Genomic DNA, 13304 nt, shown 5'->3' on the forward strand with positions numbered 1-13304 from the left:
ACATCCATGGGGCGAGAATACCGAAGTCGAGCCTTATTGCAACTCATTTGCAACTGCATCTAGCCGCATCGGTCCCTCGGCGGCCGCTATGTGCCGCCCCTGTCGGGAAGCGGGTGGGTTTGGCGGCCTTCCGAGGCAGATACTCGGCGCCAACCCGACTTTGCAGGAAATGAGCCATGTCAAATCCGCTTCGCCTCCCCGAGACATTCAACCGCCTCGCCTGGTCGAACCTGGCGGCACAGTCGGCCGAACAGATCGCGCTGGCCGCGGCCCCCATCGTCGCGGTGCTGACGCTCGGCGTCGCCGAAGGCCAGACCGGCCTGCTCCAGACCGCGCTGACCCTGCCCTTCGTCCTCTTCGCCATCCCGGCCGGCCTGCTGGCCGACCGCATCTCCCGCCGTTCGCTGATGGCGGGCGCCGAGGCGCTGCGTGCCGCGGCCCTTGCAGCGATCGTGCTGCTGCTCGCGCTCGGCGCGCTCAACCTGCCGCTGCTTGCGCTACTCGGCTTTGCCGCCGTGTGCGGCACCGTCGTCTACAGCGTGGCCGCGCCGGCACTGGTGCCCTCGCTGGTGAGTTCGGACCTGTTGCCGGCGGCCAATGCGCGGATCGAGCTCGCACGCACCATCGCCTTCGCCAGCGGGCCTGCGCTTGGTGGCGCGCTGGTGGGGTGGTGGGGCGCGAGCCCGGCCTTCGGCTTCGCGGCCGCGCTCTCGGCTATCGCCGCCGTGCTGCTCTCCGGCATCTACGAGCCCGCCCGCACGCCGGCGCCACGGCGGCATCCGCTCCAGGACATCCGCGAGGGCGCGGCCTTCGTGTTTCATCATCCGCTGCTGCGGCCGGTCTTCATCACCCAGTTCATCTTCAACACCGGATGGTTCCTGCAGATCGCGGTGTTCGTGCCCTACGCCGTACGTCACCTCGGCCTAAACGCGGTCGGCGTCGGCACCGTGCTGACGATGTACGGTGTCGGCATGGTGATCGGCGCGCTGTTCGCCACGCGCGTGATGAAGCGCGTCGCGTTCGGCACGGTGGTCGGCCTTGGCCCCGTCACCGGCTTCGTCGCCGCAATGGTGATGGCGCTGACGGTGCTGGTCCCCTCCCCCTGGCTTGCCGCCTTGAGCTTCTTCCTGCTCGGCGTCGGGCCGATCCTGTGGGTGATCTCGACCACAACGCTGCGCCAGTCGGTGACGCCGCCTCGCCTGCTCGGCCGCGTTTCCGCCATCAACATCATGAGCTACGGCGCCCGCCCGGTCGGCTCGGCGCTGGGTGCGATCGTCGGCGGCCTCTGGAGCGCGGAAGCGTGCCTCTATCTCGCCGCCGCCGTGTTCGGCGTGCAGGCGCTGGTGATCTGGCTCTCGCCCGCGGTGGCCCTGGACCGGCAGCCCGACATGGTGGGCGATGAGGCGGTGGCGCGGTGTTAGGCAGTTCCTCCGCCGTCGTCCTGGCGAAAGCCAGGATCCATTACCCCAGGGAGAAGTTTGGCAAAAATCGCCAACTATGAGTCTTCGCAAAACTGCAGGCGGTGGTTATGGGTCCTGGCTTTCGCCAGGACGACATTGGGGGGCACCGCGGAATTTAATTCGCCAGATACCGCTCGTAGCTCCCCGTCACCGGCTCGCTCGCATCCACCTCGGGATCGAGCGTGTAGAGATCCTGCGCGCGGCCGATGCCGCGCAACGCGTAGCGGCCGGTGGAGACGAGATAGCGGCGGCCGGCGGCATCGAGGCCCTTGTAGAACTCCGCCGAGGCCAGCAGCTCGCGATCGACCGAACGGCTCATCGAGGCGATGCGACTGACCTCGTTCACGGTCGGACCGACCACGGTGAAGTCGAGCCGGTCCTCGCTGCCGATATTGCCGTAGAAGACCTCGCCGACATGCAGGCCGATATAGGCGGACGTGGTGGGACGGCCCTCGGCGCCCCGCCGCAGATTGAGCGCTGCAACGTTCTTGCGGAATAGATGCTCGGCGCGCAGCGCCGCGCGCCGGGCATACGCCATGTCTTCGCCGGTGAACATCGCGAGCACGCCGTCGCCGATCAGCTTCAGCACGTCGCCGCCGGCGTCGTGGATGGCATCGATCACGGCCTGCGCATAGTCGTTCAGGAACGGGATGATCTCGTCGGGGCCGATGCTCTCGCTGATTCCGGTCGAGCCGCGCAGATCCGAATACCAGAGCACGGCGTTGATGCGCTCGGTGACGCCGCGCGAGATGCGTCCGCTCAAGACCTGCTCTGACGCATCGCGTCCGAGATAGACGCGGCCGAGCGTGCGCGCGATGTCGACCTGCTGCGCCGACTTGATCGCGAGCCCCAGCACCGGCACGAGATCGCGCAGCGCGGCGAGCTCGCCTTCGGCGAAGCCGCTGTCGCGTCGCGTTGTCCAGGAGGAGTAGAGGCAATCCATCTGCCCGAGCGCTCCGGTCTCCCCGAAGCGATGCACAAAGGCCAGGAAATGGCGGTGACCCGTTTCAGCGAGCTCGCCGATCTGCGAGAAATCGAGCGAGGGCGCGTCGGCGAGATCGATCACCATCTCGTCGTGACCATGCTCGAGCAAATGATAGAACACCGACCGGCGCCAATTGTTGGCCGCGTCGCCCTCGGCCGTCGAGCCGTATTCGACCACGTCGCTCTCGTTGGTCGGCGTATCGCTCCAGCGGAAGGCGCGTCCCTCGTAGATCGGGTGCAGCGTATCGATGACGACAAGCCCACGCGAGAGTTCCAGCCCCTCGGCGCGGCAGCGCTCGCAGAAGCCCCGCAGCAGTTCGGGTTCGGGCAGGCCGGTGAGCCCCTGGCCGGCCAACCAGTTCATCAGCGCAAGGCGCGAGGTCAATTGCATGCGCCATTATGCCGTGCATTCGTGACGAGCGAAAGGCGGCGCGCGGAGCTTGCGCCGCCAAAGCTCCGCTCACGGGCAAGGCTCCCACCGGCGGCAGGTCGCATATGTCGCGGACGCTGTTGACGTCCCCCCGCCTCGGGCGCAAATGCGAATGATGACACGGCCGATCAGAAATACGGGGACATGAGCCAGCGCCAGCTTCCGATCATCCTGGCGCTCGGTACCACGCAGACCCTGGCCTGGGCCTCGAGCTACTATCTGCCGGCGCTGCTTGCCGATCCCATGGCGCGCGATCTCGGCATCTCCTCCAACTGGGTCTTTGGCGCGTTCTCGGCCTCGCTGGTGATCTCTGCGCTGCTCGGGCCACGCATCGGGCGACAGATCGATCTGGTCGGCGGCCGGCAGGTCCTCTCGGTGTCGAACCTGACGATCGCTGCCGGTCTCGTTCTGCTCGGCCTCTCGCAATCGGTGGCGGTGATGGCGATGGCCTGGCTCGTGCTCGGCATCGGCATGGCGATGGGGCTTTACGACGCCGCCTTCGCCGCGCTCGGCCGCATCTACGGCACCGAGGCGCGCAGGCCGATCACCGGCATCACGCTGATGGCGGGCTTCGCATCGACCGTCGGCTGGCCACTCACCGCCTGGGGCCTTGCCCATATCGGCTGGCGCGAGACCTGCTTCGCCTGGGCCGCCGCCAACATCCTGATCGGCCTGCCCCTGAATTTCTTTGTGCTGCCGACGATCAAGGGCGCCAAGCAAGCTAAGGCGGCGGCAGAGAAGCCGCATCTGCCGCTCGACCGCACCATGATCCTGCTCGCGTTCGTCTTCGCCGCAGTCTGGACTGTCACCGGCGCGATGGCCGCGCATTTCCCGCGCATCCTGGAGACCACCGGCGCGACGCCGGTCGAGGCGATCGCGGCCGGTGCGCTGATCGGCCCCGCGCAAGTCGCGGCGCGGGTTCTGGAAGCGGGCTTCCTCAGCCGCTTTCATCCGCTGTGGTCGACGCGGCTCGCCTGCCTCACCCACCCGATCGGCGCCGTGGTCGTGGCGATCTTCGGCGGCGCCGCGGCCAGTGCGTTTGCGCTGTTCCACGGCTCCGGCAACGGCATCCTGACCATCGCGCGCGGCACGCTGCCGCTGTCGATCTTCGGCCCCAAGGATTTCGGCTATCGCCTCGGCATCATCGGCGCGCCGGCACGGATGGCGCAGGCCGTGGCGCCGCTGGCCTTCGGCCTGCTCATCGACGTCATGGGGGCGAAGGTGCTGATCGTCTCCTCTGCGCTCAGCCTCTCGGCGTTGGCCGCGCTGTTCATGATCCGCGCACAACCGCGGCCGGATTGACCCGGCGGGAGCTTTCGCGCACAAGCGGAGCATGACCGAAGACACCCGCCCGCCCCGCACATTCAAAGGCCTCTTGCGCTGGGCGACCACGCCGCCACAGGCCTGGGGTGTCTATCTCCTCGCCATCATCCTGGTCTGGCTGGTCTCCTTCTACGCCGGCTCGCTGAAGCCGAAGAAGACGCTGGACGCGAGCCCGCCCGCCGTGACTGCACCGAAAGGCTAGCCGCGTCAGTCGTAAAACTCCGGCGACATCTTCTGGCTGTCGCGCTGGATCTTGTCGTGGTTGATCCAGAGCTGCGCCTTCTCCTTGCCGAGCGTGTCGGCGATCTTCTGCATCGAGGCCGCGCTCTGGTCCTTGTTGGCGTTCATGCTGGGCACACGGCGGTTGTCCCAATTGTCTTTGAAGTGCACCGCATCGCCCGACAGCACGACGGCGCCGGTCTTCGGCAGCTTCACCAGCAGCGATTGGTGTCCCGGCGTATGGCCGGGCGTCGACAGGATGGTCACGCTGCCGTCGCCGAACACATCCTTGTCGCCCGCAAGCAGCTCTACCGGATGTGACGGCTTGAAGCGCGGCTCGTTGTTGGCGCCGGGCCAGTCATACTCGGCCTTCTGCACGTAGAGCATGGCCTGCGGGAACAGCTCGACATTGCCGGTGTGGTCGGGATGGGTGTGCGAGACCGCCATCATCTTGACGTCATCCGGCTTGAGGCCGAGCTGTTCGAGCTGGGCGGCAAGCGTCTTCGGCCGCCGCCAGGTCACCGCCTTGGGATCCGCGGGCGCAAGACCATTCGGCATCGCGGCGACTGCGTCGGCGATGCCGGTGTCCCACAGGAACCAGCCCTTGGCGTGCTTGACGAGATAGCAGCTGTCGACGAAGTCCATCGTCTTGCCTTCGTTGAGGCCGGGCGTCCACCGCGAGATGTCGCCGGCGGTGCCCTCCCCGCAATTGAGCACGTAGAGCTTTTCGACACCGGTCTTTTCCGATTGCGCCAGCGCCGCATGGCCGGACAGAGCGAGCGCGGCGACGGCGAGAGCGAGCATGATCCTTGGCGTCATTCGTTCCTCCCTTGCAGCCATTGTCGGCTGTGACCGAGGGTCAACCCCGGCCAGTTCGCAGAATTCCCGCAGACCGCTTCAATGCGGGCAGGTCTCGACCTCGACGGTGACATGGCTGAGGCCCTTCAGCCCGGCGAGCCGCTTCTTGTAGACCGCCGGCTGCTTCGGCTTGTCCGAGACCACCGACACCAGCACGGCGCAATGGCCGGGACCGACCTGCCACAGATGCAGATCCGTGACGCGGTCGTCCCCGATCTCCATGCGCGCCCGGATCACACGCTCGAGCTTCTCGTCGGCGCGCACATCGAGCAGCACCGCGCCCGATGTCTTGATCAGGCCGAACGCCCAGCTTGCGATCACGGCACTGCCGATCAGGCCGACCGCCGGATCGGCCCAGGCCCAACCCGAATACATGGCGACCACGAGCGCGGCGATCGCCAGCACCGAGGTCGCTGCGTCCGCCATTACGTGGACATAGGCGGCGCGGAGATTGTTGTCGTGGTGGTGATGATGATGATCATCATGATCATTGTGATCATCATGCGCATGACCGTGATGGTGGTGATCGTGGCTGTCGCGGAGCAGCCAGGCACTGGCGAGGTTGACGCACAGGCCGAGGGCAGCGACCGCGATGGCCTCGCCATAGACGATCGACACCGGCGTGAACAGCCGCAGCACGCTCTCATAGGCGATCTCGACCGCGATCAGGCCGAGGATGACCGCGCTGGCGAAGGCGGCGAGATCGCCGAATTTGCCGGTGCCAAAGCTGAAATGCGAGCTCCCCAGGTGCCGCCGCGCAAAGCGATACGCGAATGCGGCAATCCCCAGCGCCGCCGCATGCGTGCCCATGTGCCAGCCGTCGGCGAGCAGCGCCATCGAGCCGAACAGCGAGCCGGCGACGATCTCGCCGACCATCATGACCAGCGTCAGCACGACCACGAGCCAGGTGCGCCGCTCGTTCTCGTCGTGCTTGTCGCCCAGAAAGGCGTGGTCATGGGTCCATTGTTCGATGGAATGGGAATGCATCGCAAAGTCTCCGAAAGGTCCGGGCCGTTGACCCCTAATATAGACCTGCGAGTCTTCTGGGCAAAATCGCCGGAATGAGCCGATTGACAGGTCGGTGCCGTTTCGGTGTAATGAAGGCCATGGGGATTTGAGCGATCTCCCCACGAGGCGACATGCCCAAGTATCGCGTCCCGTTTCTTCTTACGAGGGCGCATCATGTCTTCCTACACGACGATATCATCTGAAAAAATGGCACGGCTGATCGGCACGGCGAATGCCCCTGTCCTGATCGACGTGCGCACCGACGAGGATTTTGCCGCCGACCGGCGGCTGATCCCCGGCTCGATCAAGCTCAGCCACGAAAATGTTCCCGACTGGGGCGCCAACTTCGCCGGCCGTTCCGCGATCGTCTCGTGCCTGCGCGGCGAAAAGCTCGCGCAGGGCACGGCGGCCTGGCTCAGGCAGCTCGGCGTGCAAGCCGAGACGCTGGAGGGCGGCTTCGAAGGCTGGAAGGCGGCAAAACTGCCGCTGGTCGACACCCGCAAGCTGCCGCCGCGCGACGCCAAGGGGCGAACCGTCTGGGTCACGCGGGCGCGGCCCAAGGTCGACCGCATTGCCTGCCCCTGGCTGATCCGCCGCTTCGTCGACCCTACGGCCGTGTTCCTGTTCGTGGCGCCTTCGGAAGTGGCGGCCGTCGGGCAACGCTTCAACGCAGCCCCCTTTGACATCGAGAACGTGTTTTGGAGCCACCGTGGCGAGCTCTGCACCTTCGACGTGATGATCGAGGAGTTCGGGATTGCCGCGCCGGCGCTGCTCCGGCTGGCAACGCTGGTGCGCGGCGCCGACACCGGGCGGCCCGACCTTGCGCCGGAGGCGCCCGGCCTGCTCGCAGCTTCGCTCGGGCTGTCGCGGATGTATGATGACGACCTCGAACAGCTCGAAGCCGGCATGCTGCTCTACGACGCCTTCTATCGCTGGTGCCGTGACGCTACGTCTGAGACCCACAACTGGCCGACCAACAAGGCGAAGGCTTGATGGATACGCGTACGATCGAAGCAGGAGCTGATGCCGGTCACGGCGTCAGCTTCAGTGAAGCGTTTCGCGTCTGGCTCCGTGTCGCCTGCCTGAGTTTTGGCGGGCCCGCGGGCCAGATCGCGGTCATGCACCGCATCCTGGTCGAGGAGAAGAACTGGATCTCGGAAGCCCGTTTCCTCCACGCGCTCAATTACTGCATGCTGCTGCCGGGCCCGGAAGCGCAGCAGCTCGCGACCTATGTCGGCTGGCTGATGCATCGCACCGCCGGCGGGCTGATGGCTGGCGGTCTGTTCATTCTGCCCGGCATCATCGCCATCATGGGCCTGAGCTACGTCTACGCCGCCTACGGCAATGTCAGCTTCGTGGAGGCGCTGTTCTTCGGCTTGAAAGCCGCCGTGCTCGCCATCGTCGTCGAGGCCGTGGTGCGGGTCGGCAAGCGCGCATTGAAGAACCGCATCATGATCGCGCTCGCCGCGATCGCCTTCGTCGCGATTTTCTTCTTCGCGATCCCCTTCCCGGTCATCATCATCGCCGCCGGCATCATCGGATATATCGGCGCCAAACAGGGCCGTCCGGAATTTGCGCCGGCCGGTCACGGCTCTGCCGGCAGCAGCGCCGTGATCGACAGCATGCTCGGCGACGCTGTGCCCGAACATGTACGCCCCAACACCGCGCGCGCGATTCGCGTCGGCGCGCTCTGGCTTGCGCTCTGGCTGGTGCCGGTGATCGCGCTGTTGCTCGCTGTTGGACAAGACAATGTCTTCAGTCACATCGCGCTGTTCTTCTCGAAGATGGCGCTGGTCACCTTCGGCGGCGCCTACGCAGTGCTGGCCTATGTCGCCCAGCAGGCGGTCGAGCATTATCACTGGCTCAAGCCGCACGAGATGCTCGACGGTCTCGGCATGGCCGAGACCACGCCGGGCCCGCTGATCATGGTGCTTCAGTTCGTGGGCTTCATGGCCGCCTACCGCGACGCCAGCGGCCTGTCGCCGATGCTCGCGGCCACGCTCGGCGGATTGCTCGCGACCTGGGTCACCTTCACGCCCTGCTTCCTCTGGATTTTCGTAGGCGCCCCTTACGTCGAACGGCTGCGCGGCAACAAGGGCCTCGGCGGTGCGCTCAGTGCCATCACCGCTGCCGTCGTCGGCGTGATCCTCAACCTCTCGATCTGGTTCGCGCTGCACACGCTGTTCCGCGACACCGTGCCGGTGCACACCTTCCCGTTTGCCTTCGACATGCCGGTCCTGACCAGCGTCGATATCCCTGCGCTCGTGCTGTCGATCGCGGCCGCAACCGCGATCTTCCGATTCAAGCTGGGGATGTTGACGGTGCTGGCCGGCAGCTGCGCGGCTGGTGTGGCGCTGCGGCTGGCGGGGGTGATTTAGGACGCGGAGTCATTGGTTCGTCGCGTCCGGTTTGCCAATGGAAGGCGTCACTAAGCCGTCAGAGTTGCATGGCGGCTGCTATCGACCACAAGCCGGCATCGCTGCCGCTAACTCCGTGGCCCCGGCTGCGGTGGCGACGGTTTCGTTTCCGGCTGCTGCGATGACGTAGCGGGGGGTTGCTGCTGCTGAGCATTGACCGGCTGCTGATCGCCGCCACCATGCGGGACACACGTCCCAACGTTGCTCAGCAGTCGTTTGGCTTCGACATCGCGAGCTTTCTTGTAGTCCCTGCGCCGGTCGATCCTTGCCGCAGCCATGCGATCCCACGCCTCGAAGGCATCAGCGTAGTGCTGTCGCATTTGCTCTTCTGCGGCGAGACAATCACTGAACTTGTCGAACACAAGATCGGTGTTGACGGGCGAGACGCCGCTTACCAAAACCACCAGCATCCATTTCATAGCTTCTGCCTGCGTTCGCCCCGCTCACGGGAACGACGAGGCCTTGGCAAAGTTCCCAGCGGCTTTGCAAGCCCGCCGGCTGATCCATCGAGGTGGGCAGATGGATCTAGCTACAAACTTCAACACTTTCGTTGACCGAGCCGAACGACTTCCGCTCTGCCCTCAAAAGCTAGCGTCTCTCGGCACGCGCCTCGGGCGAAAGCCGTCACCCTCGCCTCCGCATGCCCGTCGGGCAAAACAGCCGACCACTTCCGCCACACTTCCTGTCAAGCCCACCTCGCAAAATATTCCGCTTTACCGAAATTCGGATTTGACGTACAAGCGACACACCCTGGCCCGAGACGAGGGGCGGATCGCGATCGTCACGAACCGCGGGTTGGGTAGCGATGGACGCGACGGCGTCGAGTACGATCGGCATTGCAGGGCGGCTTCGGCTGTGAGCAATGGCTTTCGTGCCTACGACACGACGCCGAAAGCGTTTTCGCATGGCCTCGGGTGTGAGCACACGCCAGCACTCGAAGTTCCAGCGAAGACGTGCGCGGACGAACAAGTCGTGTGGTCCTGACGCCCGGGGTCTGTGCGTCAAGTCCTGCGGTGATGTGGCGGCCCGACCGGGCGCGCGCATCAGTCATCTGCATGGCGACGGGGGCAATAGTGCATCGCTCCCCGGGGAGAGCACGAAGGACACGTTAAAACCATCGCGCAGGGAAGGCCGGGCGATCCGGCGAACCTGTGATCCACCCCGTGTGCATTTCTATCGCCCACGGATCTGCGGGTGCCAGCCGGCGCCCGGCCTTCCCTGCGCCCTTGTCTCCACGAGGGGCAATGCGCCGACGCAAGACTCGGGCGGAACGCGCCGCGAGATCGCGAACTCTCGTCCGTTGTTTGAAACGTGTATCGGCGCGACGACTAGTCTAGCCCACTCTCCGTGTCATCGTCCGCGAAGGCGGGCGATCCAGTATTCAACGGCGGCATTGTGCGAACCCAGCGGCGCCTCGGAGTACTGGATGCCCGCCTTCGCGGAGCATGACACTGTCGTTTTCGCTCTACCGCATCATCATCCGCGCAATCGCTTCCCCGATCACCACCGTCGTGAAGTGGGTGTTGGCCCGGCAATCCGACGGCATGATCGAGGCGTCGGCGACGCGCAGGCCCGTAATACCCTTCACCGTACCATCAGGATTGACCACACCGTCGGCGTCGTTGACACCAGTCATCCGGCAACTGCCGGCAGCGTGCTGGATATCGCCGGTCTCACGGCGCAGCAGCGTGTCGAGTTCGTGATCGGGCAAGGCCGCAGCCTGGGGCAAGCTCAAATCCGTGTCGGCGAGCCGGATCCAGTCCGCGATGCCTGATAGCGCCGGGTGGGTGGTGATCACGGCCAGCCGCTTCACCGCATCCTTCATGCGCAGCATGTCGCGGGGATCGGCCAGCATGTTTTCCTCGACGACAGGATCGATCGCAGGATCGGTCGAGGCCAGCTTGAGCGTTCCACGCGAATACGCGTTGAACAGCCCGGCGCCGATGGCCCCCGGCACGCCGATGCCGCGATGATTGAAAGCGATCATGATCATGTCGCGCTTGCCGCCGTCGGCGAGGCCCGACGAATAAGTCACGCAGCAATTGGTATGGCGGGTGTCCGGATCGGTCGGCCGCAGGTTTTCGTGGAGCTGGATCGTGGCGCGAAACAGCGGGTGGTCGAAGAAGTGCCGGCCGACCGGCAGGTCGCGCTCGACCGCGATCCCCATCGCCTTCAGCTCATGCGCGGGTCCAATGCCCGAGCGCAGCAGGATCGCCGGACTGTGGATGGCGCCGGCGCACAGCACGATCTGGCGCGCGCTGATCTCGCTGGTGCCCTGCCCCTCGATGTGAACGCGGAGGCCGGTCGCCCTTCCGTCGCTGATCAGGACCCGGTCGACCAGTGCATGCCCGCGAATCTCGAGATTGGCGCGGCCGCGCGCGGGCTCCAGATAACCCTCATTAGTCGTGATGCGGCGGCTGTCGCGGCTATTTATGGGATAGCAGGCGACGCCCTCGCCGTCCGGGCCGTTGACGTCGGCGCACCAGGGATGGCCGCTCGCCAGCGCCGCATCGCGCAAGCCGCGATCGATCGGTCCCCATTTGTCCGGCAGCGCGCGATAGACCGGCAGCGGTCCGCCGCGTCCGTGGCCGGCGGCGTCGCCGAATTCCAGGTCATCCTCGATCACCGAGAACAACGGCATCACGTCCTTCGCCGACCAGCCGGTGCAGCCATTGGCGGCCCATTCGTCGAACGCAGCGGCGACGCCGCGGATGGCGATCTGGCCGTTCATCATCGACGAGCCGCCGAGCCCCTTGCCGCGCCAGTAGAAGCGCGGCTCCTGGCCGGCCACACGGCGCGTCAGAAGATCCGGCCATTGCCATTTCTCCTGGTACTCGCGCTTGTGGATGATCGGGATGGGATTTGGCGTCATCACTTCCCAGGGCGCCTCGTCGGCGCGCCAGTCCAGACCCGCCTCGAGCAGCAGGACGCGCCGCGCGGGATCTTCCGAGAGCCGCGCCGCAACGGCGGCGCCGGCGGAGCCGCCGCCGACAACAATGACATCGTACATCGGGCTACTTCTCAACGTTCCAGAACACCGGGATGGCTGACGGTATCAGACCGCGCAAACTGGCGCGAGAGGCGGCAGGCTGGGCGAATTGGCCCCACGGTATTGCGGGTGCCTGATCGTACATGACGGCCTGGATCTCGCCTGCGATCTTCTTGCGATCCTCCTCGGCGGGCGCCTTGGCAAAGGCCTCCATCAGCGGCGTGATGCGCGCGTCACACTGCCAGCCGGTGAAGTCGGCGCAGTTGAAGGCGACCATGACGTTGGTCAAGGGCGAGCCGAGATCGAAACCGCCGGCGTGGACGCCATAGACGCTCCAGCCCTCCTTCTTGGCGCGGCGTGCCAGCACGCTCGCCCAGTCCATCACTTGGAGATCGACGGTGAAACCGGCCTGCTTCAGCCGCTCGGCCAGCACCTGCGCCGAGACGCGCGGGGCTTCGAGATCGTTCGCCTCCATCACGATAACAGGCTCGCCGGCATATTTCGTCGCCTTCAGTGCCGCCCTCGCCGCCTCGATCGACGGGCTCACCGCGGCCTCGGTGCCGGCCTTGCTGTCATAGGTGGTGCCGCAGGTGAAGTATGTCGCGCAAGGGGCCGCGTATTTGGCGTCCAGGCCGAGTGCGTCCAGCACCTCGCGCTGATCGACCAGCTTCCACAGCACGCGCCTGATGGCGGGATCGTCGAACGGCTTCGATGCGGCGTTGAGGCGATAGGCGCCCGCGAACATGTTGCCGCCGGTGAAATTGACGAGTTTCACGCGAGAGTTCTTCTCAAGCGTCGGCAGCAGATCGAACGGCGCATACTGCATGAAATCGACTTCGCCGGCCTGCAGCGCGGAGGCTGCGGTCGCACCATCTGGAATGACGCGGATCTCGAGTGTGTCGATGTTGACGCGCTTGCCGCCGGCGAGGAAGTCGGCAGGCTCGGGACGCGGCACGTAGTCGGCGAACTTCTTCAGGACCATGCGATCGCCAGTGCGGTGATCGGCCATGCTGTAGACGAACGGGCCGGAGCCGACGATCTCGGTGATGCGTTGGTCGCCGGGCGTTTTGGCAATGCGCTCGGGCATCATGAAGGCGACCGGACTGACGGGATTGCCGAGCGCGTCGATGACGAGACCGGACGGCTCCTTCAGCGTCAGCACGAATGTTTTCGCATCCGTCGGCTCGAGCGAGGCCGTGATTGCAAAAATGCGGCGGCCGAGCGCACTGCGGGTGCCCCAACGGCGCAGCGAGGCGACGCAATCGGCGGCGGTGACCGGCTGACCGTCATGCCATTTCAGGCCGTCGCGCAGCGTGAAACTGTAGGTCAGGCCATCGGCCGAGACCTTCCAGTCCTGCACCATCTGCGGCTTGATCTCGCCTTTGGAATCCTTCGCAAACAGCGTGTCGAACACCATGTAGCCGAACGTGCGCGTAATGTAGGCCGTCGAGAAATGCGGATCGAGCGTGACGATCTCCGCCTCGAGCACCGCAACGAGATTGCCCGCCGCATGCGCCGGCGCCGCGACGATCACGAGCCCGAGCAGCGCCGGAATGAAAGCCTTCAGTTTGGACATTGGTGCCTATTGCCTCTGGCGAGCTGTTGCTGTCGCCAGG

At 65.7% G+C, this 13304-nt stretch carries 11 protein-coding genes; 5 read left to right on the forward strand and 6 right to left on the reverse strand.

Features of this window, described 5'->3' with window-relative positions; genetic code table 11:
* Positions 1 to 176: 176 nt before the first annotated feature.
* Positions 177 to 1421 carry an MFS transporter gene (locus FXB41_RS32785; RefSeq protein ID WP_219684700.1) on the forward strand — a complete coding sequence of 415 codons (1245 nt, stop codon included), beginning with the start codon at positions 177 to 179 and terminating at the stop codon, positions 1419 to 1421.
* A gap of 154 nt (positions 1422 to 1575) precedes the next feature.
* Here FXB41_RS32785 and FXB41_RS32790 read toward each other — a convergent pair whose 3' ends face one another.
* Positions 1576 to 2835 (reverse strand): adenylate/guanylate cyclase domain-containing protein, encoded by a 1260-nt coding sequence (locus FXB41_RS32790; RefSeq protein ID WP_219684701.1) that lies wholly within the window; start codon positions 2833 to 2835, stop codon positions 1576 to 1578.
* A gap of 183 nt (positions 2836 to 3018) precedes the next feature.
* Between FXB41_RS32790 and FXB41_RS32795 the strand changes: the two genes are divergently transcribed.
* Both FXB41_RS32795 and FXB41_RS32800 read left to right on the forward strand, forming a co-directional pair.
* Positions 3019 to 4176: an MFS transporter gene (locus tag FXB41_RS32795; protein WP_007603412.1), complete on the forward strand. Its 1158-nt coding sequence runs from the start codon at positions 3019 to 3021 to the stop codon at positions 4174 to 4176.
* A gap of 31 nt (positions 4177 to 4207) precedes the next feature.
* Positions 4208 to 4399, forward strand: a complete 192-nt coding sequence (locus FXB41_RS32800; protein WP_219684702.1) for a hypothetical protein — start codon at positions 4208 to 4210, stop codon at positions 4397 to 4399.
* Positions 4400 to 4404: 5 nt separating this feature from the next.
* On the opposite strand, the gene FXB41_RS32805 is transcribed toward FXB41_RS32800, so the two are convergent.
* Complete coding sequence (locus tag FXB41_RS32805) at positions 4405 to 5235, reverse strand: N-acyl homoserine lactonase family protein (protein WP_219684703.1); 831 nt, start codon at positions 5233 to 5235, stop codon at positions 4405 to 4407.
* A gap of 78 nt (positions 5236 to 5313) precedes the next feature.
* Positions 5314 to 6261 carry a CDF family Co(II)/Ni(II) efflux transporter DmeF gene (gene dmeF / locus FXB41_RS32810; RefSeq protein ID WP_219684704.1) on the reverse strand — a complete coding sequence of 316 codons (948 nt, stop codon included), beginning with the start codon at positions 6259 to 6261 and terminating at the stop codon, positions 5314 to 5316.
* 195 nt (positions 6262 to 6456) lie between these two features.
* Here dmeF and FXB41_RS32815 point away from each other — a divergent pair, with 195 nt between their 5' ends.
* The gene (locus FXB41_RS32815; RefSeq protein ID WP_007603409.1) at positions 6457 to 7275 is read left to right on the forward strand and encodes a chromate resistance protein ChrB domain-containing protein; all 819 of its coding nucleotides are present in this window, start codon (positions 6457 to 6459) and stop codon (positions 7273 to 7275) included.
* On the forward strand, positions 7275 to 8660 hold the full coding sequence (gene chrA / locus FXB41_RS32820) for a chromate efflux transporter (RefSeq protein WP_007603408.1): 1386 nt from the start codon (positions 7275 to 7277) through the stop codon (positions 8658 to 8660). Before FXB41_RS32815 ends, chrA begins: the two co-directional genes overlap by 1 nt.
* 107 nt (positions 8661 to 8767) lie before the next feature.
* On the opposite strand, the gene FXB41_RS32825 is transcribed toward chrA, so the two are convergent.
* The 3 genes from FXB41_RS32825 to FXB41_RS32835 all read right to left on the reverse strand — a co-directional run bounded on the left by FXB41_RS32825 (position 8768) and on the right by FXB41_RS32835 (position 13264).
* Positions 8768 to 9118, reverse strand: coding sequence for a hypothetical protein (locus FXB41_RS32825; RefSeq protein WP_007603407.1), 351 nt, complete (start codon positions 9116 to 9118; stop codon positions 8768 to 8770).
* A 1046-nt stretch (positions 9119 to 10164) separates the two neighbouring features.
* A complete protein-coding gene (locus FXB41_RS32830; protein ID WP_007603405.1) occupies positions 10165 to 11709 on the reverse strand; it encodes a GMC family oxidoreductase in 1545 nt (514 codons plus the stop codon).
* A gap of 4 nt (positions 11710 to 11713) precedes the next feature.
* Positions 11714 to 13264 carry an ABC transporter substrate-binding protein gene (locus tag FXB41_RS32835; protein WP_219684705.1) on the reverse strand — a complete coding sequence of 517 codons (1551 nt, stop codon included), beginning with the start codon at positions 13262 to 13264 and terminating at the stop codon, positions 11714 to 11716.
* Positions 13265 to 13304: the final 40 nt, after the last annotated feature.

This window comes from Bradyrhizobium canariense (assembly GCF_019402665.1).
Classification (GTDB): domain Bacteria; phylum Pseudomonadota; class Alphaproteobacteria; order Rhizobiales; family Xanthobacteraceae; genus Bradyrhizobium; species Bradyrhizobium canariense.